The sequence below is a fragment of the Streptomyces sp. NPDC006309 genome, assembly GCF_040613095.1.
GTDB lineage: Bacteria > Actinomycetota > Actinomycetes > Streptomycetales > Streptomycetaceae > Streptomyces.
Genome location: NZ_JBEXRO010000006.1, coordinates 253,186 through 273,988 on the forward strand (window position 1 = coordinate 253,186; position 20,803 = coordinate 273,988).

Annotated in this window: 19 protein-coding genes; 4 read left to right on the forward strand and 15 right to left on the reverse strand. The window is 72.7% G+C overall.

The window, feature by feature from the left end; translation table 11 throughout:
• Window positions 1-41: 41 nt before the first annotated feature.
• Window positions 42-1,025 (forward strand): aldo/keto reductase, encoded by a 984-nt coding sequence (locus ABZ117_RS11990; protein ID WP_356819770.1) that lies wholly within the window; start codon window positions 42-44, stop codon window positions 1,023-1,025.
• A gap of 52 nt (window positions 1,026-1,077) precedes the next feature.
• Window positions 1,078-1,572: a DUF6328 family protein gene (locus ABZ117_RS11995; protein ID WP_356819772.1), complete on the forward strand. Its 495-nt coding sequence runs from the start codon at window positions 1,078-1,080 to the stop codon at window positions 1,570-1,572.
• Between the two features lie 34 nt (window positions 1,573-1,606).
• On the opposite strand, the gene ABZ117_RS12000 is transcribed toward ABZ117_RS11995, so the two are convergent.
• From ABZ117_RS12000 to ABZ117_RS12045, 10 genes are all read right to left on the reverse strand, one after another.
• The gene (locus tag ABZ117_RS12000; protein ID WP_356819774.1) at window positions 1,607-2,173 is read right to left on the reverse strand and encodes a DinB family protein; all 567 of its coding nucleotides are present in this window, start codon (window positions 2,171-2,173) and stop codon (window positions 1,607-1,609) included.
• A gap of 36 nt (window positions 2,174-2,209) precedes the next feature.
• Complete coding sequence (locus ABZ117_RS12005; protein WP_356819868.1) at window positions 2,210-2,806, reverse strand: DUF2238 domain-containing protein; 597 nt, start codon at window positions 2,804-2,806, stop codon at window positions 2,210-2,212.
• A gap of 117 nt (window positions 2,807-2,923) precedes the next feature.
• Entirely contained in the window at window positions 2,924-3,352 is a 429-nt protein-coding gene (locus ABZ117_RS12010) for an SsgA family sporulation/cell division regulator (protein WP_356819776.1), read from the reverse strand.
• Between the two features lie 126 nt (window positions 3,353-3,478).
• A complete protein-coding gene (locus ABZ117_RS12015; RefSeq protein ID WP_356819778.1) occupies window positions 3,479-4,450 on the reverse strand; it encodes an LLM class F420-dependent oxidoreductase in 972 nt (323 codons plus the stop codon).
• A gap of 51 nt (window positions 4,451-4,501) precedes the next feature.
• A complete protein-coding gene (locus ABZ117_RS12020) occupies window positions 4,502-6,079 on the reverse strand; it encodes a serine/threonine-protein kinase (protein WP_356819780.1) in 1,578 nt (525 codons plus the stop codon).
• Between the two features lie 159 nt (window positions 6,080-6,238).
• Window positions 6,239-7,198 (reverse strand): threonine/serine dehydratase, encoded by a 960-nt coding sequence (locus ABZ117_RS12025; RefSeq protein WP_356819781.1) that lies wholly within the window; start codon window positions 7,196-7,198, stop codon window positions 6,239-6,241.
• Between the two features lie 93 nt (window positions 7,199-7,291).
• Window positions 7,292-8,317 carry a polyprenyl synthetase family protein gene (locus tag ABZ117_RS12030; RefSeq protein ID WP_356819782.1) on the reverse strand — a complete coding sequence of 342 codons (1,026 nt, stop codon included), beginning with the start codon at window positions 8,315-8,317 and terminating at the stop codon, window positions 7,292-7,294.
• On the reverse strand, window positions 8,314-9,354 hold the full coding sequence (locus tag ABZ117_RS12035) for a tetratricopeptide repeat protein (protein ID WP_356819784.1): 1,041 nt from the start codon (window positions 9,352-9,354) through the stop codon (window positions 8,314-8,316). The genes ABZ117_RS12030 and ABZ117_RS12035 overlap by 4 nt, the downstream gene beginning before the upstream one ends.
• Window positions 9,355-9,504: 150 nt before the next feature.
• Window positions 9,505-10,182: an AIM24 family protein gene (locus ABZ117_RS12040; RefSeq protein ID WP_356819786.1), complete on the reverse strand. Its 678-nt coding sequence runs from the start codon at window positions 10,180-10,182 to the stop codon at window positions 9,505-9,507.
• Between the two features lie 73 nt (window positions 10,183-10,255).
• Window positions 10,256-11,422: a serine hydrolase domain-containing protein gene (locus ABZ117_RS12045; protein WP_356819788.1), complete on the reverse strand. Its 1,167-nt coding sequence runs from the start codon at window positions 11,420-11,422 to the stop codon at window positions 10,256-10,258.
• Window positions 11,423-11,761: 339 nt separating this feature from the next.
• Between ABZ117_RS12045 and ABZ117_RS12050 the strand changes: the two genes are divergently transcribed.
• A complete protein-coding gene (locus ABZ117_RS12050; RefSeq protein ID WP_356819789.1) occupies window positions 11,762-13,522 on the forward strand; it encodes a M4 family metallopeptidase in 1,761 nt (586 codons plus the stop codon).
• A 425-nt stretch (window positions 13,523-13,947) separates the two neighbouring features.
• Here the strand turns inward: ABZ117_RS12050 and ABZ117_RS12055 are convergent, their stop codons facing one another.
• The 5 genes from ABZ117_RS12055 to ABZ117_RS12075 all read right to left on the reverse strand — a co-directional run bounded on the left by ABZ117_RS12055 (window position 13,948) and on the right by ABZ117_RS12075 (window position 19,714).
• Window positions 13,948-15,504 carry a caspase family protein gene (locus ABZ117_RS12055; protein ID WP_356819791.1) on the reverse strand — a complete coding sequence of 519 codons (1,557 nt, stop codon included), beginning with the start codon at window positions 15,502-15,504 and terminating at the stop codon, window positions 13,948-13,950.
• Window positions 15,497-15,877, reverse strand: coding sequence for a hypothetical protein (locus tag ABZ117_RS12060; RefSeq protein ID WP_356819793.1), 381 nt, complete (start codon window positions 15,875-15,877; stop codon window positions 15,497-15,499). Before ABZ117_RS12060 ends, ABZ117_RS12055 begins: the two co-directional genes overlap by 8 nt.
• 365 nt (window positions 15,878-16,242) lie before the next feature.
• Window positions 16,243-16,593, reverse strand: coding sequence for a UBP-type zinc finger domain-containing protein (locus ABZ117_RS12065; RefSeq protein ID WP_356819795.1), 351 nt, complete (start codon window positions 16,591-16,593; stop codon window positions 16,243-16,245).
• Window positions 16,590-18,041, reverse strand: a complete 1,452-nt coding sequence (locus tag ABZ117_RS12070; protein WP_356819797.1) for an ATP-binding protein — start codon at window positions 18,039-18,041, stop codon at window positions 16,590-16,592. The genes ABZ117_RS12065 and ABZ117_RS12070 overlap by 4 nt, the downstream gene beginning before the upstream one ends.
• The gene (locus tag ABZ117_RS12075) at window positions 18,038-19,714 is read right to left on the reverse strand and encodes an FAD-dependent oxidoreductase (RefSeq protein WP_356819799.1); all 1,677 of its coding nucleotides are present in this window, start codon (window positions 19,712-19,714) and stop codon (window positions 18,038-18,040) included. The genes ABZ117_RS12070 and ABZ117_RS12075 overlap by 4 nt, the downstream gene beginning before the upstream one ends.
• A 221-nt stretch (window positions 19,715-19,935) precedes the next feature.
• On the opposite strand from ABZ117_RS12075, the gene ABZ117_RS12080 reads away from it, so the two are divergent.
• Window positions 19,936-20,802, forward strand: coding sequence for a universal stress protein (locus ABZ117_RS12080; RefSeq protein ID WP_356819801.1), 867 nt, complete (start codon window positions 19,936-19,938; stop codon window positions 20,800-20,802).
• Window position 20,803 lies beyond the last annotated feature (1 nt).

Sequence of the window (20,803 nt, forward strand, 5' to 3'; positions counted from 1 at the left end):
CCCGTTCCGCGCGACGCCGTGCCGGATGACAGACTGGCGCCATGGACGAACGCGTGATTGGCAGGTCGGGTCAGTGGGCATCGGTGGTCGGACTCGGCACATGGCAGCTGGGCGCCGACTGGGGCGACGTGGACGACAAGGAGGCCCTCTCCGTCCTGGAGGCGGCGGCCGAGTCCGGGGTCACGTTCTTCGACACGGCCGACGTGTACGGCGACGGGCGCAGCGAGGAGACCATCGCCTCGTTCCTGCGCGGCCGCCCCGACCTGCACGTGCTGGTGGCCACCAAGATGGGCCGCCGGGTCGAGCAGATCCCCGGGAACTACGTCCTGGACAACTTCCGCGCCTGGAACGACCGCTCGCGCCGCAATCTGGGCGTCGACCGCATCGACCTGGTCCAGCTGCACTGCCCGCCCACCCCGGTCTACTCCTGCGACGCAGTCTTCGACGCCCTGGACACCCTGGTCGAGGAGGAGCGCGTCGCCGCGTACGGGGTGAGCGTGGAGACCTGCGCGGAGGCGCTCACCGCGATCGCCCGGCCCCACGTGGCGAGCGTGCAGATCATCCTCAACCCGTTCCGCATGAAGCCCCTGTACGAGGTGCTGCCCGCCGCCCGCGAGGCCGGCGTCGGCATCATCGCGCGCGTACCCCTCGCCTCCGGGCTGCTGTCCGGCAAGTACACGCGGGACACGGTGTTCGCGGCCAACGACCACCGCTCCTTCAACCGCCACGGCGAGGCCTTCGACCAGGGCGAGACCTTCTCCGGCGTCGACTACGCCACCGGAGTGGAGGCCGCAGCCGAGTTCGCCGCGCTGGCCCCCGAGGGGTACACCCCCGCCCAGCTGGCGCTGCGCTGGATCATCGAGCAGGACGGCGTGACCACGGTGATCCCGGGCGCGCGCAACCCGGGCCAGGCCCGCGCCAACGCCGCCGCGGCCAAGCTGCCGCCGCTGCCGGAGGAGACCTTCACCGCGATCCGGGAGCTGTACGAGCGCCGGATCAGCGACCAGGTCGAACACCGCTGGTAGACCCGGGTGCGCGGACCGTTTGAACGAACGGCCGTGCGGTTACACGCACCGCATGACGGAGGCAGGACGGCGTACAGGCCGCGACGAGACCGAGGAGGAGCGGGCGGACCGGAAGTGGGGTGAACTCATCCAGGAGGTCCGCGTCGCCCAGACGGGCGTGCAGATCCTGTTCGGGTTCCTGCTGACCGTCGTCTTCCAGCCGAAGTACGTGCGGCTCACCGACACCGATCAGGTCATCTACATCGTGACCGTCGTCCTCGGCGCCTGCGCGACCGGCGCCCTCATCGGACCGGTCTCCCTGCACCGCCTGGTCTCCGGCCGCCGGGTCAAGCCGCAGGCCGTGCGGCTCGCCTCCGGGCTGACCTTCGTCGGGCTGGTCCTGCTGCTCGCCACGATGACGTCGTCGCTGCTGCTGATCCTGCGGGTGGCCACGCACGACGGCTACGTGCCGTACCTGGTCTCGGGTGTCGTCGCCTGGTACCTCGTGTGCTGGTACGGCCTGCCCCTGTGGGCCCGCCGCAAGCACACGGACCGGTCGGACGGCTAGGACCCGCCCGGCCGACCGGGGACGGTCCGGCCGGTCACTGGCCCACCCGTCCGTCGACGCACTCGCGCAGCAGGTCGGCGTGGCCGCAGTGCCGGGCGTACTCCTCGATCCTGTGCACCTGGAGTTCCCGCACCGCGATCCGCTCCCTCCCCACCCGCTCCCCGAGATCCGGGTGCCCGGCCACTACGGCGTCGGTCGCGGCCTGCTCGCGTTCCAGATCGGCGTACGCGGCGTCGACCACGGCCTGTTCGGCGACCGCTGCGTCGAAGTCCGCGTCCCCGTCGCCGTACAGCTTCGGCAGCGGGTCCCCCTCGGTGATCCAGTTGCGCCAGTCGCGTTCCACCTCGGCGAGGTGCCGGATCAGGCCGAGCAGTGACATCGTGGACGGCGGGACCGAGCGCCCGGCCAGCTGCTCCGGGTCCAGGTCCTCGCACTTCATCCGCAGGGTGGTGCGGTAGTTCGCCAGGAAGTGCGCCAGCGTCGCCGGCTCGCCCTCCGGGCCGGCCCCGTTGTCGCGGGGGTCGTCGGCGGGGTCGGCCCACATGTCGGGGTAGACGGTGGCCCGGGTCCATCGTGCCGGTCGGTCGGTCATGCCCCGCATGATGGCCCGCGGCAGCCCCGGTGCGCCACCGGATTGTCATGAGAGCGCGCGCAGCTGACGGTCGTGGACCCGGCTGAGCAGCAGCACGGACAGCACGGCTCCGATCAGCGCGCAGCACATGTCCCACTGGGTGTCCCACACGTCGCCCTGGGTGGCGAGGAAGGCGTCCGCGCCGTGCCCGCCGATCTCCGCCGCCAGCCACTCCAGCAGTTCGAAACATGCGCTGAACGCCATGCAGGCGCACACGGTGAGCGGCGCCAGCCAGCGGCTGCCGCGCAACGGCGAGGTCCGGCTGAGCAGTTCTCGCACCAGCACGGCCGGGACGAAGCCCTGCATCAGGTGCCCGAAGCGGTCGTACGGGTTGCGGTCCAGGCCGAAGGTGTCGCGCACCCAGTCACCCGCCGGGACCTGCGCGTAGGTGTAGTGGCCGCCGACCGCGAGGACCAGCGCGTGCGCGGTCAGCAGCCCGCACAGCAGCCCTGTCAGTGAGAAGCGCCGCCACGCCAGCACCGCCAGGGGCAGCCCGGCGAGCACCCACACCGTCTCCAGTAGCCAGGTGGTGCGGTCACGCGCGCCCCACGCGGACGCGGCCAGGCCCGCCGCGGCCACGGCGGCGAAGAGGGCGGGCGGCACGCGGCGCGGCGCGCGGAACGGGAGGGGTGGCGCTGCGGTCACGGCGGGGCTCCTTGCCTGCGGGGCATCGGGGCAGCCCATCGTGGCGCCGGGCCGGGACCGCGGGCATGAGTACGGCTACTCAGCCGCGGAGAGGATCTCCTCCAGCAGCTCGTCCACCGCGACGCGTTCCCGCCCCGGCGGGACGACCCGGTAGGTCTCGCGCAGGAACGAGGCGATCGCGGGTGCCCAGGCGAACACGACCGCGTGGTGCCGTCCGCCGTCCGCCCGCGCGTCCCCGAGGAACTCCAGCCGCAGTTCGTGCCACAGGCCGGTGGCCTCCGGCCGCATCCGCACGTCGCCGACCCCGACCGGCCCGGCCAGGCCGTCGGAGAGCATCTGCCGGTCCAGCCGCCAGCAGGCCAGCACATGGCCGTCGTGCGCGAACGCGGCGGTCACGGCGAACGGGTCGCCGGCGTCGTAGCTGAGGTGGGCCAGCACCGGACACCGGCCGGTACCGTGCGCGAGGAGCTGCACCACCAGGGTCTTGTGCACGAACGAGTTCACGCGGGGGCCTCCGGGACGATCGGCGTAGAGCCCTCTAGTACCCCGGCAGCGCCCGAGATGCTCATCCGTGTGACCGATTCCGCTGGACCGTGCGGGACGCGGCCGGCCGGCGCGTCCCGGCGGACCTCAGGCGAAGGCCTCCCGCAGGGCCGGGAGCAGGGTCTTCGACGACCAGTCGATGAACTCCGGCTGGGAGTCGCCGCCGATCTGCACCAGGGCGATCTCCCCGAACCCGGCCTCCGCGTAGGGCCGTACGGCCTCCACGAACGCATCCGGGTCGTCGCCGCACGGGATGGAGGAGGCGACGTCGTCCTCGGTGACGAACTGGGTCGCGGCCTCGAAGGAGTCGGGGTGCGGCAGTTCGGCGTTCACCTTCCAGCCCAGGCCGAACCAGCGGAACTGGGAGTGGGCCCGCTTGATCGCCCTCTCCCGGTCGGTGTCGTAGCAGACGGGCAGCTGGCCGACCCGGGGCTTGCCGCTGCCGCCGTGCCGGTCGAAGGCCTCCAGCAGACCCGGCTTCGGCTCCGTCGCGATGACCAGGTCGGCGAGGTGCCCGGCGAGCTTGCACGACCGTTCACCGGAGACGGCGAGGCCGATCGGCGGCGCCTCGTCCGGCAGGTCCCACAGCCGGGCCGACTCCACGTCGTAGTGCTGCCCGTGATGCGTCACATGGCCGCCCTCGAACAGCGCGCGGATGATCTGCACGGCCTCCTCGAGCATCTCGTGGCGTACGTCCACCGGCGGCCAGCCGCCGCCCACGACGTGTTCGTTCAGGTTCTCGCCGGCGCCGAGACCGAGCCGGAACCTGCCCTCGGACAGCAGCTGCACGGTCGCCGCCTTCTGCGCCACGATCGCCGGGTGGTAGCGCAGGATGGGGCAGGTGACATAGGTCATCAGCGGGATCCGCGAGGTGGCCTGGGCGGCGGCGCCCAGCACACTCCACGCGTACGAGGCGTGTCCCTGCGAGCGCAGCCACGGGAAGTAGTGGTCCGAGGTCACCGAGAAGTCGAACCCGGCCTCCTCGGCCCGCACGAGGTGGTTCACCAGGTCCCGGGGGCCGGCCTGCTCCGTCATCATCGTGTATCCGATTTGCACCATGGGGAGCGAGTCCCCGGCTCGGCCGCCGGAAAACGGCCCACGGGCACCCGGTCAGTCCTCCGGCGCACGGAACGTCCCGAGGAACGTGCGCAGCGCCAGCCGGCCGGCCGCGTTCCCCCAGGCCCCGGCGGGAGTGGTGAAGCGCAGGGAGAAGCCCCGGGCCCCGCCCAGCAGGACGCCCCGCCCGAAGGTGTGCGTCCGCGAGTCCCCCGATCCCGTCAGCCACTCCAGGTCGGCGGCCCTGCGGCCCTGGTAGGTCGTGGCCCGGACGGCGCCGACGCGGTGGTAGCCGGGCAGCCTCGCCAGCCCGGGCTCGACGTCGTCCCGCCAGACCGCCACCGGGTCGGGGCCGACGCGCTCGCTGTAGGTGACGGCGAGGGCGGTCGGGTCGCCGCCGCGGCCGAAGGTGACCCGGTAGGCGAGGCCCGCCCCCCGGGAGGTGGCCAGCCGCCGCCAGCCGTCGGGCAGCGCCACCGAGAAGCCCTCGGGGGCGGTGTACCGGTGGTAGCCGGCCGGCAGGGCGGGGGAGGCCGACGGGGCCGGGGCGGGGGTGGCCGCGGGCGGGGTGGCGGATGGGGTGGCGCCGCCGGTGTGCCGGCCGGCCGGGGCGGTGGCCCGGCGTGGCGGTCCGGCGGTGTCCGTGCCGGGCAGCACGCCGGCCGCGGCCAGCACCGCGGCGGCGACGGCGGTCCCGGCGAGCGCGGCGGCGACGGCCGGGAGCCCTCGGCCGCGCCCGGGACCGGCGGCGACGGCGCCCCGGTACGCGCCGCGCACCCGGGGCACGGGCGCGGTCGGGTGGTCCGCGTCCGTGTCCTCGGTCAGTGCCCGGGTCAGGGCCTCGCGGACCACCGGCCGGGTCAGCCGCTCCCGCGGGTCCTTGCGCAGCAGCCCCTGCACGGCCCGGGTGAGCGGGCCGGCGCGCAGCGGGGTGCGCAGCGGCAGCCGGTCGACGGCCTTCAGCGTGGCGTCGGGCCGGCCGCGGTCCCGGAACGGCGGCCGGCCCTCGACCATCGTGTACAGCAGCGCTCCCAGCGCCCACAGGTCGGCGGCGGGGCCCAGACGTTCGTCGCGGGCCTGCTCCGGCGAGGCGTACGAGGGCGCCGTGAGCCGCGGCACCAGGGTGGCGCCGGCCAGGCCGAACCCGGTGACGACGACCGGTCCGTCGTCCCGCACGAAGACCTGGCCGGGACTCAGTTCCCCGTGGGTGATGCCCTCGTCGTGCGCCGCCCGCAGCACGTCGAGCAGCTCCAGGCCGGTGCGTGCGGCGCGCACCGGGTGGAAGGAGCCTTCCCGGGCGAGGAGTTCGCCGAGCGGTGTGCCGTCGATCCACTCGGTGACCGTCCACAGGGTGCCGGCCTCCACCACGGCGTCGACGACCGCGGCGACCTGACCCGGCAGGAGCAGCCGCATGGTCTCGGAGGTGCGGACGACCCGGGCCGTGACGCGGCGCGCGGTGTCCTCGGCGACGGGCTCCGGCAGGGCCGTCTGTGTCACCAGGCGGGGCTGCTCGGCCGCCGTGTCCTCGGCGTACCACCACAGGCGGTTCGTCTCCCGGGCGAAGACCTCCAGCAGCCGGTACCGCCCGGCGACCCACTCGTGTGCGCAGACGTGCGTCTCGACCATGGTCATCCCTCGCTGAAGCCCCTGCCGCGTCTTTCCCAGAGGTACGCGGGGCGCGCGGGGGTGCGTTCAGCGAATCCTCAATTCACGCCCCCCATCCGCCTTTCATTCATACGTTCGAAGGCCGGTGCGGTGCCGGATCCGCCGCCCCGCCGCACGGCAGCCGCCTCACAGCAGACCGAACCGCTCCGCCCAGCCGTGCAGTTCCCGGGGTGTCGTGTTGCCCCCGCAGACCACGAGCCCGATCCGGGCGCCGTCACCGGCCCGCGCCGCCACCTGCCGGGCCGCCGGCAGCAGACAGCCCGCGGCCGGCTCCGCCCACACCTTGGCGTGGTCGGCCAGGTCCAGACACCCCTGCACGGCGTCCCGGTCCGGGACCACCAGGACGTCCTCGACGAGCGCGGACACATGGTCGTACGTCAGCTGCGCCACCGAGGGCGCGCTCAGGGTCGTGACCAGGGAGGAGAGCGGCACCGGTACCGGACCGCCCGCCCTCAGCGCGCCGGACATCGCCTCCGCGCCCTCGGTCTCCACGCCCCACACGCGCACCCCCGGGCGCAGCGCGCGCAGGGCCGCCGCGACCCCGGCGATCAGACCACCGCCGCCGACGCTGACGACGACGTCCGTCAGCTCCCCGGCGTCCTCGGCCAGTTCCAGCCCCACGGTGCCCTGTCCGGCGATCACCACCGGGTCGTCGAACGGGTGGACCAGGGTGAGCCCCTCGTCCCGCAGCCGCGCCACCAGCTGGAAGGCGCTGTCCATGCCGTCGGTGAGCCGCACCGACGCCCCGGCTTCCTCGGCGAGCGCGAGGGAACGCGCGGGCGCGGTCCGCGGCATCACCACGGTCGCCTTCACGTCGAGGGCCGCCGCCATCACCGCGAGCGCGACACCGTGGTTGCCGCCGCTGACCGCGACGACGCCCGCCGCGCGCTCCGCCCCGCTCAGCGACAGCAGCTTCGCCGTGGCCCCGCGGGCCTTGAACGAGCCGGTCCGCTGGAGCAGTTCCAGCTTGGCGGTGACCGGGACGCCGAGCAGCGCGCCGAGGCCGGGACTCGGTACCGTCGGTGTCCTGACGACGTGTCCGGTGATCCGCTGTGCGGCGGCTTCGATGTCCGAGATGCCGATCACGGTGTTCCACCCTTCCGGCGCGGATCGGGAACCGCGCCGGAAGGGACCTTGACCCGCCGGGACGCCCCAGGTCAACGCCGTATCGGATGATGGTTACCGCGCGCGGTCCGCCAACAGGTCCAGCAGCCGCGCCAGTTCCCCGGCGGCCCCGCCGGCCAGGGGCGTGCGGGCGAGCAGCGCCCGCGCGGCGCCCGTGTGGGCGCGGGCCTCGGCCAGGGCCGCCGCCCGGCCGCCCGCCGCCTCGACCAGTGCGGCGGCCTCCCCGGCCCGGCCCGGCGAGTCCAGCAGTGCGGGCAGGTCCCGGGCCGCCGGGGAACCGAGCGCGGCCAGCACCGGATAGGTCTTCTTCCGCTCCCGCAGGTCGCCGCCGACCGGCTTGCCGGTGACGGCCGGATCGCCCCAGATGCCCAGCACGTCGTCGACCAGCTGGAAGGCGATCCCGAGGTGCCGCCCGACCCGGTCCAGGGCGCCGGCCGTGGCCCGGGGCGCCCCGGCGAGCGCGGCGCCCAGCGCGGCGGCACAGCCCAGCAGCGCGCCGGTCTTGCCCTCCGCCATCGCCCGGTACTCCGCCGCCGTCACCCGCTCAGGCCCGGTCCACGGCCGGGTGGCGAACAGCAGGTCGTCGGCCTGCCCGCGCACCAGATCGGCGAGGGCCGACGAGAGCAGCCGTACCGCGCCGGGGCCCTCGGGGGCCGCGGCGAGCACGTCCACCGCCAGCGCGAACAGGGCGTCCCCGGCCAGTACGGCCGGGCCCGTGCCGTAGGCCCGCCACACGGTGGGGCGGCCGCGCCGGACCGCGTCCCCGTCCATGATGTCGTCGTGCAGCAGCGAGAAGGCGTGCACCAGCTCCACCGCGACCGCCGCCGGCACCCCCGCCCGTCCGTCGGCGCCCGCGGCCTCGGCGCCCAGCACGGCCAGCGCCTGCCGTACGCCCTTGCCGCCCGGGGCGGCGGCGGGTGCCCCGCCGACCTCGCACCAGCCGAAGGTGTAGGCGGCCATCTCGGCCACCCACGGGTGCAGCCGCCCCACCGCGTCCTCGAGCGCGGGCCGTACCAGCTCCCGGCAGCGGGTCAGGGTGAGCAGGGCCGGGTCCTGCACCGGCGTGCCGAGCGCCGTCACCGGGCGGCCTCCGCGTCGAGGCCGAACTCCCGCTGGGCCCGGGCCACCATCTCCCGGGCGTGCCGCAGCCCGCTGCGCTCCAGCGTCCGGGCCAGGCCCGCGAGTTCGGCGGCCGTCTCGGCGCGGTCGCGGCCGAGACGGGCGAGGGACTTGGCCAGGCCGAGCCGGGACAGCGCCTCACCGCGCGGCTCGCTCATCGTGCGGAACTCCGCGAGCGCCAGCTCGTAGCGGTCCCGGGCCTCGGCGTGGCGCCCGGCGCGGTAGAGGACGTTGCCCTGCATCTTGTGGTTGTAGGCGAGCGCGCTGGACAGGTTCATCTCGCGGCAGCCGGCCTCCGCCTCGGCCAGCAGCTCCAGGGCCCGTTCGGTGGCGCCGTCGCGCACGGAGAGGACGTCCGCGAGTCCGCGCAGCGCCCAGGCGTACCCGCGCCGGTCGTCGGCCCGGCCGGCTATCCGTGCCGCCTCCTCGAACAGCGCGTAGGCGCGGTCGAAGTCGCCGGTGTTGCGGTGCATCTGGGCGATGCCCTCCAGCGCCCACACCGTGTGCCGGGCCTCGCCCCGCTTGCGTGCCTCGGCCAGCAGCTGTTCGTGCAGCCGGCCGACCGCCGCGTAGTCTCCCTGGATGCGCCCGGTCTCCGCGAGGCCGGCCAGCGAGTAGCCGCGGACGACGATGTCCCCGCCGCGCTCGCCGAGGTCGGCGGCGAGTTTCAGCAGCCGCCAGGCCAGCGGGAACGCCCCGCGCTGGCGTGCCAGAGTGCCGCCGCTCCACAGCGCCCAGGCCATCGCGGCGGTGTCGCCGGCCTCCCGGGCGGCGCGGTAACTCGCCTTCCAGGCCCGGTCGGCGTCCCGCACATGGCCGAGCCGCCGGTGCGCCTCGGCGACGGCGAGCCCGCAGCGCGCCGCCTCGCCGGGCAGTCCGGCGCGCTCGGCCTCGCGCAGCCGTTCGGTGCCCTCGGCCAGCACGTCGACCAGCGAGGAGTTCACGGACAGGGTGGTCAGGGCGCCCTGGTACTCCGGGGCGGAAGCCTTGCCGTACATGCGTACCCTTCTATGCACAGAGTGTATACACAGCGTGCATAGTGTCTCGGAAAAATACCCCGGCCCGAGGGCCGGGGCTCGGTCTGTCGCTGGTCAAGACGCCGGTACGGCAGCGGGGGTTGCCCGGCGGGGCGGATCGGTTGTGAAGGTTCAGTGCTGCTGCGGCTTCTGGGGCGTCAGCTCGCTCGGCCGCACCACCACATACCCCTCACCCTGGAGCATCAGCTGCACGGCCTCACCGGAACCGCCGCGCAGCATCGAGCCGAGGGACTGCGAGCGGTGCAGCGAGGTCTCCAGGTGCGCGGTCCAGCCCACCACCGCGTCCGTGTCGACGTACACCGGCGCCTGCGCGGTCACGGGTATCACCAGCGGGTTGCCGTCGCAGACCAGGCCGAGCCGGCCCTGTCCGCTGAACACGCTGTTGAACAGGCCGCCGCCGGCGATGCCCGACCCCTTCACCGTCTTGATCTCGTACGACAACGAGGCGTCGAAACACAGGACGTTGCGGCCGTTGACCGTGAACCGGTCGCCGGCCTCCACCTCGACGATGAAACAGTTCTGCGCCTCGTGCGCGAACCAGGCCTCGCCCTGTCCGCGCACCGCCATCAGGGGCAGTCCCTCACCCGTGACCGCGCGCTTGAGCATGCCGCCGACGCCCTGCCCCTTGCGCTCGAACTTCAGGTCGCCGCGGTAGGCGACCATCGCGCCCTGCCGGGCGTGCATCTCGCCGTTGACCGCGTATCTGAGGCACTTGGCGTTCTCGACGGACATCCCCGGCTCGACGGCCGGCTGCACCACGTTCTGACTGGAGAAAAGATCACCCTTCATGCGGGCATGGTGTCCCGGACGACAGCGTTCCGCCAAGATCACGGAACGTACCGGTTCGGCCACGGAAGGGCCGTCACCGCTCGGCCGTCCTCGCCTTGCCGCAGAACGCCGAGTCCAGGGCGCCCGCCAGGGTGTCGAGCACCTTCTCGTTGTTCGACGTGTTCGCCATCGCGGTGAGGCTGCGCCGGCCGTCCTTTGTGGTGAACGCGTAGGTGTAGTAGCCCTGCACGGCCCCCGTGTGCCCGTACACCGACACCCCGCAGGACAGGTCCCGCCGCCGCAGCCCGAGCCCGTACGCCGTCGTGCTGCTGACCCGGGTGAACCGCTCCATCTCGGCGAGCCGGGCGGCGGACATCAGCCGTCCGCCGAGCAGCGCGCCGTAGAACGTGTCGAGGTCCCGCGCGCTGGAGATGACCGCACCCGCGCTCTGCGCCCAGGACACGGTCTGGGCGGTCGCGTCGACGGGCGCGGCGCCCGCCGTGTCCGAGGTGAGGTAGCCACGGGCGTACCGCCCCGGGATCGCCGTCCGCGGATGGACGTAGAACGTGTCGGCCAGCCCCAGCGGCCCGATGACGCGGTTGCGGTACGCCGTGGCCACGGGCTGCCCCGTGAGCTTCTCGATGAGCAGGCCGGCGACCACGAAGTTGGTGTTGGAGTACGCGTAGGCGGCGCCCGGCGCGTTGGTGCGGGGCTTCCTCAGGGAGAGGGCGACCAGCTGGCGGTAGGTGAAGACCTTGTTCCGCACCGCCTCGAAGCCGGAGACGCTGTGGGCGAACATGTCGTTGGTGTAGTCGTACAGTCCGCTGCGGTGGCTGAGCACCTGACGGACCGTGATCCGGTCGTCGGGCAGCAGCTTCGGCAGGTACCGGTTGACCGGCGCGCCGAGCGAGAGCCGGTGCTCGTCGACGAGCTGGAGCAGGACGACGGCCGAGAACGTCTTGGTGATGCTGCCGACCCGGAACCGGTCCCGCGTGCTGATGGCCCGCCCGCTGCCCCGGTCGGCGACACCGCGCGTGACCCGGTACGTCCGCCCGTGGTCGTCGATCCGGGCCAGCGCGCCCGGCGCGCCCCGGTCCACCGCCGACCGCAGCACCGCGGCGAGTCCCGCCGTGTCCGGCGCCGGGAGCGCCGCTGCTGTCGGGGCGTCATGCTCCCCGGCCACGGCCCGCGCCGGGACCGCGAGGAGTGACAGCGCGACCGCCCCGAGGACCGCTCCCCGTCCCACCGCTGCTGAGACCATCCGGTACCCACTCCCATCGGTTCGGTTTCTGATGCGATATCGGTCACATTCCGCCCTGGGAACCTAGGGGATCGGGGCAACGTCTCCCCAGGCGACACACAGTTGGTGGTCCGGTGATCACTCCGTGGCGCCCGTTCGTAAAGGATTGCCATAGAAGTCCGCGAAATGGATCATTCCGGCTTTACGTGTACATGACTCATCCGACAGGGTTACCCCTCGGGGGCGTCAGACAAGCTCCTGTGGCGCACCGACTGCGCCATTTCTCAAGGCGGTCGGTGACCCCGGCCGCCTTCGAACGAAGGAACCCTGATCAGATTGCGTAGAGCGCACATACGCTCCATGGCGATCGCCGTCGCGGTGACGACGGCTGCCACGGGCCTGGCCGGCACGGCCTTCGCGGGTCCCTCCACGGGGGTGGAGCGGACCGCCGCCTCCGCCGCCTCGAACGCCACGCTGGTGGTGGAGGCGGCGCGCACCGCGGCCTTCACGCACGCCTCGGCGACCGGTGTCTCGAAGGGCGACGAACTGCACGCCCAGGACGTCATGATCGACCCGGAGGGTGCCCGGCACGTCCGCTTCGTCCGGACGCACGGCGACCTGCCGGTGCTCGGTGGCGACCTCATCGTCCACCTCGACCGGCGGCTCGGCTACACGGGTGTGACCCGCGCGGCCGACCACACCGTCGAGCCGGCCGCCAAGGCCCGCCTGACCCCGGCCCAGGCCGCCGCCAAGGCCGCCGAGGCCGCCAAGGGTGACGCGGGCGGCGCCCGGCTCGTGGTGGACGCCCGGGGCGGCGCCTCCGCGCTCGCCTACCAGGTCACCGTCACCACCGACGTCGACTCCCACACGGTCGTCGTGGACGCGGTCACCGGCAAGGTGCGCAGCAACACGCCCGTCCGGGACGAGTTCCTGTCGCCGAAGCTGGTCGACACCCTGCGCGAGCGCGGCGAGAGCGCCGACCCGGTGACCGGCAGCGGCTCCGCCTCCGGCGCGTCCGGCCTGCTAGGCTCGGGCGCCTCCGGCGTCACGCACTACCCGTCGGCCGCCAAGGGCACCGGCAAGACGCTCTTCGTCGGCACCGTCGGTCTCACCACCACGCAGACCTCGCGCGGCCACTTCCAGCTCAAGGACCCGAACCGGTACGGCACCGAGACCCGGGACGCCAAGGGCTCGGAGACGGAGAAGTTCAGCGCCGGCACGAAGTTCACCAACACGACCGACGTGTGGGGCAACGGCAAGACCACCAGCCGGGTCAGCGCCGCCGCCGACGCCCAGTACGGCATCACCAAGACGCTGGACTTCTACAAATCCGCGTTCGGGCGCAAGGGCATCGCCAACAACAGCAAGCCCGCCCAGGCGATGGTCCACTGGGGCAAGAAGGTCGGCAACGCCTTCTGGGACCCGGACTGCAACTGCATGCTGTACGGCGACGGCGACGGCGACATGTTCAAGAAGCCGCTCGTCGTCCTCGACGTCACCGGTCACGAGCTGACCCACGGCGTGGTGGAGGCGACCGCCAACCTCCAGCCGACCATCGTCGACCAGTACGGCAACCAGTACGGCGAGCCCGGCTCGCTGAACGAGTCGCTCGCGGACATCTTCGGCTCGAACGTCGAGTTCTACGCCAAGAACGCGAAGGACACGCCGGACTACCTCATCGGCGAGAAGATGGGCCTCGCCCAGAAGTTCCTGCGCCGCCTGGACCACCCCTCGCTCGACAAGCTCGAGGGCACCATCGACTACTGGAAGCCGGAGGTGTACGGCACCGAGGTGCACGCCGGTTCGGGTGTCTCCTCGCACGCCTACTACCTCCTCGCCGAGGGCAGCGGCAAGAAGACGATCGGCGGCGTCACCTACAACTCGCCGACGTACCACAACCTCACGGTCAAGGGGATCGGCCGCACCAAGGCGACCGCCATCTACTACCGTGCGCTCACCCGCTACATGGTCTCCGACACCGACTTCCACCAGGCGCGCCTCGCGACGCTGAAGGCGGCCAAGGACCTGTACGGCGCGAACAGCACCGAGTACAAGACGGTGGACAGGTCGTGGTCGGCGGTCAACGTCACCGCCGCCAACACGCCGGCCGCCCGCCACTGACGGACGGCAGCACACCCGGCAGTACCGGATGCCCCGCCCCGCGCGGGGCATCCGTGTGCCCGGCCTTGGGGACCACCGGTACAGCCGTTGACGCCAAGCACCTGATCTTCAGGTCCTCGTCATCGAGGAAGAAGAACCGCTCCAGCTCGGGCCTCGTCGGCTCCTCGGCGAACTTCCCGTACCCCTCGGCCTGCTCATCAGTCAAGAACTCCACCGGCATGCGCGGGCTGATTGCGAAGCGGCGCGGTGACCACAATCGCCTCGGCTTCGCCCTACGGCGTACGGCTGTCACCAGTACGAGGACCATGCGCAGGGCGGGGAGTTCCGGTCGTTCCTTCACGGGCGGGCGTGGACGGCGCATGCGGAGGGTCCGAAGGCGTTGTTCGACCACGCGGGGCACTGCGCCCGCCCGGCGTCCTCACGCGTCACCCCGTACCCCTCTCCTGTCCCTCTCCACGATCCGCGTGATCCGCCGTCAGCCCGGAGACGAACCATTCCGGATGGTTCCTCCGGAGGTCCGACAGAGCGGGCAGGGTGGCGGACAGCGTGTTCTGGAGCGGATACTGATTGCACTCCTCGATCTTCACTTCACGGCCGCCGAAGCCAACGGTCATCGTGAACACCTGATTCGCTCCCACCGCGTCCCCCGCACCCCAACTTTCCCAGGCGGAGGTGGTGGAGAGACGTGCTTGCTTCACGTGGGAGTACGGGATCATGAGGAGGATGACGTTGATGCGCATGATGATGCGTGTGTCGGTGAACGCGATCATGCCCGGCGTGCGGCCGTACCAGCCCACCTTGACGAAGCCGATGAGCTGTTCCCTCCCGTAGATCGCGCACTTGCTCTTGACTTTGTCGACCTCTCTGGCGGCTTTGCGTGTGTGGGCTCCGTCCTCCGCCACCAGCGGGATACCGGCGTCGGCCAGCAGCATGCGCAGGGCGTCGACGAAGGAAGCCGGCTCGCACCGGTGCTGCTCGATATGGGCGTCCACCTGGGCTTCGTCGTAGCCGTAGTGGTTCTTGCTGGACACCTTGCGGAAGTAGGGCGCTCTCGCTCTCGTCCGGCGACGGGGGTCGGCGACGAGGGCGATCACATCGAGCCGATGTGCGTCGACCTCTTCGATGTCGTATCCGGCGCCCTTGACCGGGGCGAAGTGAGGACGTCCCGACGGTGTCGTCGGCGACGCTGTGCGCAACGGCTCCGCCGACGTGTTCCCGGACCGCCGCGCCGCGCTGGTCCGGTCGGTGTTGCGTACGAAAGGGAAGTGGGCCGCGCTGTCGGTGGTCAACCGGTTGGGCGCGGGCAGGCCCGCGTGCCGCAGGCGCGCCGCGAGGTGCGAGTAGATCGTGTCGAGCGTGAGCCACGGCGACTCGCCGGGCAGCCCGGTCCGTACGAGTTCGAGAAGCTGGCCGGTGAACGAGGTGGGAACCGCGCTCTGCTCCGCGAGCGGCGGCACATGAGCCACCTCCAGGTCGGCGGCGGTGAGCGTGTACACACCTCTGGCCGCCACGGCATTGCTCACCGTGTCCGAGCCGAGGGCTTCGATGGCGCGCCCGGAATAACAGCAGTCGAGAATCACGATCTTGACGGCGGCAGGACTGCCGAGCAGTGCGCTCTTCACTCTGCTGTACTCGATGCCGGTCAGATCGGCGTCTTCGGGATCGGTGTCGTGGACGGTGAGGATCAGTTCGCCGGACGAGCTGATGTGGCCGTGGCCCACGTAGTACAGCAGCAGTGTCCCGGTCGTCCGCTCGGCGAGGCGGCGGATCCGGCGGATCGCCTCGACCGCGGTGGGCGGGTCGAGCACGGACGTGACCTGCGCGGACGGCCACCCGCCGAGCACGGGATCGGTCAGCATATGCTCCATGGCGCGCAGGCTGTTCGCGGCGGCGGGAACCTGGAGGATCTTGGGATGCCTGAAGGCGGAGGCCCCGAGCAGCAGGGCGTGGGACCTGTCGCGGTCCGTACGGTGTTCACTCACCGGCACCGCCACCATGGCGGATGCCGGTCTGACGCAGCAACTCCTCGATGAGGGGCGCTGCCTGCGTCGCCGCCTCGTCCGCCACGCTCAGCCGGTAGCTGAGCCCGTCCGGCAGCGTGATCGTGAACTCCACCGCCGGACGGCGGCTCTTGAGCCACGCGGTGAGCGACTGCGCCAGGGCGACAGCGCCGCCGCCCGATCCGACGGCGATGCTCACGACGTCCAGCACGCCCGTGGAAAGGTCCTCCGGTCCGGCGGGCCTGTACCTCGGATGCACCATGCCCGACAACTGACGTTCGGACCGCAGCCACCGGAACAGCGCCACGAGCTCCAGCACGCCCTTGTCGCCGACGGCACCGATCTTGACTTCCATCGAACCCCCCACTGCCGCATGCCCGTTTCACCGCAGGCCCCTTCCCGCCCTCCGCTTCCGCGCTCGACGGGATGCACGACAGTGTCCCAACAGGCGACCCGCGCGTCCCGGATTCGCGGAAGCCGGCATGACGTCTGTCATGCGGGGCTGGTATCCGTAGATACTGATTCGCCTGGCGAAGGCCCCTGGTCGACCAGGGCTTCAACGACACGACGCCGCCCTCGTAGCTCACCGCTCCGGACCAAGAGCAACTGTTTAGCGTCAGTGGCCGTACCGCTGGTCCCCAAGGCCGTTCCGGCCCCGCGCGGACGGCCCGGCGTCAGGACCCCGGGGAACACCCGGGCGGTGCACGGTGCGTCGGCGGCTCAGCGCAGGTTCCGCGCCCAGTCCGCCGGGACCCGGCCCGCCGGACCGGGCGCCGGCTGGTCTGCGGGGTGGCCGGCCGGGGGAGCGAGTTCGGGCCCGGAGGCGTACAGCTCCTCCGTGGCGAAGTTCCAGAACCAGGCCTCACCCGGCTCGAAGCTGCGGATCACCGGATGCCCCGTCTCGCGGTAGTGGGCGGTGGCGTGCCGGCCGGGGGAGTCGTCGCAGCAGCCGATGTGCCCGCACCGCGCACAGCGGCGCAGGTGGAACCACCAGCCGCCGGCCTCCTCGCACTCCACGCAGCCCGTGCCGCTCGGCGGCACCCGGGGGTCGATTCCTTCGGCGTCGCTCATTCCTGCTCCTCCTCGTGCGTGCCGGCGGTCAGGGGCAGCAGCACCTGGAAGCGGGTGTCCCCGGGCACCGACTCCACCCGCAGGGTGCCGTGGTGCTTGTCGACGACGATCCGCCACGAGATGTCCAGACCCAGCCCGGTGCCCTCGCCGACCGGCTTGGTGGTGAAGAACGGGTCGAAGATCCGGTCCCTGATCTCCGGCGGGACACCGGGCCCGGTGTCCCGGAACTCCACCAGCAGCCGCTCGTGGTCGAGCGCGGTCCGCACGGTCAGCGTGCCCTCCCCGCCGGCGCTCCGGACCGCCGAGACGGCGTTGTCGATCAGGTTCGTCCACACCTGGTTCAGCTCCGCCGGGTAGGCCGGCACCGGCGGGAGCGTACGGTCGTAGTCCTTGACGACCTCGATGCCCGGGCCGATCTTCCCGGACAGCATCAGCAGCGTGCTGTCGAGGAGTTCGTGGACGTCCACCTCGCGGTACGGCGCCCGGTCCAGCTGCGCGTACTGCTTGGCGGCGTCGACCAGGTGCGAGACACGGGTGGTCGAGTCCTCGATCTCGCTCATCAGCAGCTCGGTCTCGACGGTGTAGTTCAGCCATCCGACCGCGCCCGGCAGGACCTCCTCGCCGACGGCCGCCGCGACCTGCTCCAGCCAGTCGACGTCCAGTCCGGCCTGCACGAACGTCGGCGCCACCTGCCAGCCCTGCTCGAAGCCGTGGTCCGCGAGCCAGTCGGTGAGCTGCTCCTCCCGGTCGGACGCCTCCAGCGGGCCGAGCGCCGGCGCCTTCGCCACCCGTTCGGCGGTGCGCTCCTGGATCTCGATCAGGCGCGCCAGCACGTCACGGGAGAACGGACCCCCGGCGATCACACCGAGCTTGTGCCGCATCTTCGCGACCCGTTCCCGCAGGGCCGAGGTGGCCCGGACGGCCGCCGCGGCCGGATTGTTCAGCTCGTGCGTGAGCCCGGCAGACAACGAGCCGAGGGCGAGCAGCCGTTCCCGCTGCCCGATCATGGCCTGCGTGTTCTTCGAGCCGAAGAACAGCCCCTCCAGCAGATGCACGGCCATCGGGAACCACTCGCGCATCACCTCCGCGAAGAGGTCCGCCGGCAGCACGAAGAACCGGGTCGGCTCCGTCACCCGCATCGAGTTGTTGTAGACCTGCGGCACCCGCTCGCCGAGGTAGGCCTGCATCGCACCCGCGTACACCCCGGGCTGGGAGGTGCGGGTGACCTCCACGTCGTCGCCGCCCACCCGGCGGGAGAGCACGACCGTGCCCTGGACCATCACGAAGAAGCAGGTGGCGGGGTCGCCCTCGGTGTACACGGGGCCGGGCCGGAACAGCTCCACCCGCCCCGCGCCGCACAGCCGGCCCAGCTGCTCGGGGCTGAGCTTCTCGAAGAGGAACAGCGAGCCGATCTCCCCCGGGCTGCACGGCATGACCTGCCCGCTCATGACTGCTCCAGGTACCGGTGGACGAGCATCACGGCCATGGCTCCCTCTCCGACGGCGGACGCGACCCGCTTGGCGGACTCGGCGCGGGCGTCACCGGCGACGAACACGCCGGGAACGCTGGTCTCCAGGTGGTACGGCGGCCGGTCCAGCTCCCAGCCGGCCGGAGGGCGCCCGTCGGCGGTCAGGTCGGGGCCGGCCAGGATGAAGCCGCGTCCGTCGCGCAGCACCGCCTCGCCCAGCCAGTCGGTCAGCGGGGCGGCGCCGATGAACACGAACATCCACTGCGCGTCGACCTGTTCGGTCTCCCCGGTCACCGTGTGACGCAGCGTCAGCCGCTCCAGGCGGCCGGAGCCGTGCGCCTCGTCGACGACCGTGTGGCAGCGCACCGAGATGTTCGGGGCCTCGCCGATCTGCTGGATCAGGTAGTACGACATGGACGCCGACAGGTCCGCTCCGCGCACCAGCAGAGTCACCGACTTCGCGCCCCGGGACAGGTACATCGCCGCCTGGCCCGCCGAGTTGGCACCGCCCACGATGTACACGTCCTGGCCCTGGCAGGAGGCCGCCTCGGTCAGCGCCGAGCCGTAGAACACCCCGCAGCCGGTGAGGTCGGTGCAGCCCGCGGCGTCCAGCTGCCGGTACTGCACCCCGGTCGCCAGGATCACGCTGTGCGCGGCGATCGCCGAGCCGTCCGCGAACCGGACGACCCGCGCGGCACCGCAGGCCTCCAGCCCGGTCACCTCGCGCGCGGTCAGGATCTCGGCGCCGAACCTGGCCGCCTGCCGTCGCGCCCGGTCGGTGAGCTGGGCACCGGAGACGCCGTCGGGGAAGCCGAGGTAGTTCTCGATGCGCGAGCTCTGCCCGGCCTGCCCGCCGGTCGCCGACCGCTCCACCAGCACGGTCCGCAGGCCCTCGGACGCCCCGTACACGGCGGCGCCGAGCCCGGCCGGCCCGCCGCCGATCACGACGAGGTCGTAGAACTCGGCCGTCGGCGTCGTCGCCAGGCCCACCCGGGCCGCCAGCTCGGGTGCCTCCGGCTCGACCAGGGCGCTGCCGTCCGGTGTGATCACCAGCGGGAGCCGCTGCCCGTCCTGCCCGGCCGCCGCCAGCAGCCGCCGCCCCTCCGGTTCCTCCACCGAGTACCAGCGGTAGGGCACCTGGTTGCGGGCCAGGAACTCGCGCACCTCGGAGGACCGGGCCGACCAGCGGTGGCCCACGATCTTGGTGCTGGGCACCGGCCGGTAGGCGCGGGTGCGCCAGGCCTCCAGCAGGTCGTCCAGGACCGGGTAGAGCTTCTCCTCCGGCGGGTCCCACGGTTTGAGCAGGTAGTGGTCCAGGTCGACCACGTTGATCGCGTCGATCGCGGCGTCGGTGTCGGCGTACGCGGTCAGCAGCACGCGGCGCGCGCCCGGATACACGTCGAGCGCCTGCTCCAGGAACTCGATGCCGTTCATCTGCGGCATCCGGTAGTCGGCAAGGATCACGGCCACCAGGTCGCCGCGCAGCTTCAGTTCGCGCAGCGCCTCCAGCGCGGTCTCCCCGGACTCCGCGCGGACGATCCGGTACGACGCGCCGTAGCGCCGTCTGAGATCGCGGGCGACGGCGCGGGAGACCCCCGGGTCGTCGTCCACGGTCAGGATGACGGTCCGCGCTGTGTCGGCGGCCTGTGCCATGCGTCTCCCACCCCGGGTGCCGGTTCCCACGGGACGGTGTCGCGGGGACCACCGCACCGGTTCGGAACCATCGTATGTTCGGTCGCCTCGGTTCGCTCACGTGTACGGGGCGTCCCTGGTACGGGGCGGACGACCCGGCCACGGGATCGTCGTGCCCGTGCGCACCCGTGCCCGATAGTGGGCACCAGCACCACGAGGACCGGCGACGAGGAGGCCCAGGGATGACACGCCCGATCACGGCAGGGGTGGACGGTACGGAGGAGAGTCTGGCCGCGCTGGACTGGGCGGCCCGGGAGGCCGTCCGTCGGGGGCTGCCGCTGCGCGTCGTCCACGTGTGGCGTTACGCCGAGACCCTCGCCGCCGCCGACCGCGACACCCAGCACGGCTGGGTGTCCCGGGGCGTGTCCGAGGCCGTGCGCGCCGTCTCCGGGCGGTACCCGGAGCTGACGGTGGGCGTCGACGTGCTGGAGGGCGGGGCCGCGGAGACGCTCGCCGGCGTGGCGGCCGACGCCGAGATGCTGGTGCTGGGCTCGCGCGGACACGGACCCGTGGCCGGCTTCCTGCTCGGCTCGGTCGGCCAGCAGGTCATCGCGGCGGCGGCCCGGCCGGTGGTGCTGGTGCGCGCGAAGGACGAGGCCGCGGCCGAGGCGGCCGGGCGGGACGTCGTGGTCGGCCAGCAGGGCGGCCCCGAGGACAGTGCGGCGGCGCTGCGGTTCGCCTTCGAGACGGCGGCGGCCCGCGGCGCGACCGTCCGGGCCGTCCGGGCGTGGACCCTGCCGCCGGTGTTCGCCTACAGCCCCGGCTCGCTCAGGCTGCTCGACGACGCGGGCGGCCTCGAACCGTACGAGCGGCAGGCGCTGGACGACGCCCTCCGGCCGTGGCGGGAGCGCTTCCCCGGGGTGCCCGTGGCGGAGCACATCGAGATGGGCAGCGCGGGCCAGGTGCTGCTGTCGCTGGCCGGGCGGGCCCAGCTGGTGGTCGTCGGGCGCCGGGCGCACCGCACGGCCGTCGGCGCCCGGATCGGCTCGGTCGCGCACGGCGTGCTGCACCACGCGGACTGCCCGGTGGCCGTGGTCCCGCACGCCTGAA

Excerpts from the sequence above, each read along its gene's own strand:
- ABZ117_RS11990 (WP_356819770.1), top strand. The coding sequence starts at position 42 with ATGGACGAACGCGTGATTGGCAGGTCGGGTCAGTGGGCATCGGTGGTC.
- ABZ117_RS11995 (WP_356819772.1), top strand. The coding sequence starts at position 1,078 with ATGACGGAGGCAGGACGGCGTACAGGCCGCGACGAGACCGAGGAGGAG.
- ABZ117_RS12000 (WP_356819774.1), bottom strand. The coding sequence starts at position 2,173 with ATGCGGGGCATGACCGACCGACCGGCACGATGGACCCGGGCCACCGTC.
- ABZ117_RS12015 (WP_356819778.1), bottom strand. The coding sequence starts at position 4,450 with ATGGTGCAAATCGGATACACGATGATGACGGAGCAGGCCGGCCCCCGG.
- ABZ117_RS12020 (WP_356819780.1), bottom strand. The coding sequence starts at position 6,079 with ATGACCATGGTCGAGACGCACGTCTGCGCACACGAGTGGGTCGCCGGG.
- ABZ117_RS12035 (WP_356819784.1), bottom strand. The coding sequence starts at position 9,354 with ATGTACGGCAAGGCTTCCGCCCCGGAGTACCAGGGCGCCCTGACCACC.
- ABZ117_RS12040 (WP_356819786.1), bottom strand. The coding sequence starts at position 10,182 with ATGAAGGGTGATCTTTTCTCCAGTCAGAACGTGGTGCAGCCGGCCGTC.
- ABZ117_RS12045 (WP_356819788.1), bottom strand. The coding sequence starts at position 11,422 with ATGGTCTCAGCAGCGGTGGGACGGGGAGCGGTCCTCGGGGCGGTCGCG.
- ABZ117_RS12050 (WP_356819789.1), top strand. The coding sequence starts at position 11,762 with ATGGCGATCGCCGTCGCGGTGACGACGGCTGCCACGGGCCTGGCCGGC.
- ABZ117_RS12060 (WP_356819793.1), bottom strand. The coding sequence starts at position 15,877 with ATGGAAGTCAAGATCGGTGCCGTCGGCGACAAGGGCGTGCTGGAGCTC.
- ABZ117_RS12065 (WP_356819795.1), bottom strand. The coding sequence starts at position 16,593 with ATGAGCGACGCCGAAGGAATCGACCCCCGGGTGCCGCCGAGCGGCACG.
- ABZ117_RS12070 (WP_356819797.1), bottom strand. The coding sequence starts at position 18,041 with ATGAGCGGGCAGGTCATGCCGTGCAGCCCGGGGGAGATCGGCTCGCTG.
- ABZ117_RS12075 (WP_356819799.1), bottom strand. The coding sequence starts at position 19,714 with ATGGCACAGGCCGCCGACACAGCGCGGACCGTCATCCTGACCGTGGAC.
- ABZ117_RS12080 (WP_356819801.1), top strand. The coding sequence starts at position 19,936 with ATGACACGCCCGATCACGGCAGGGGTGGACGGTACGGAGGAGAGTCTG.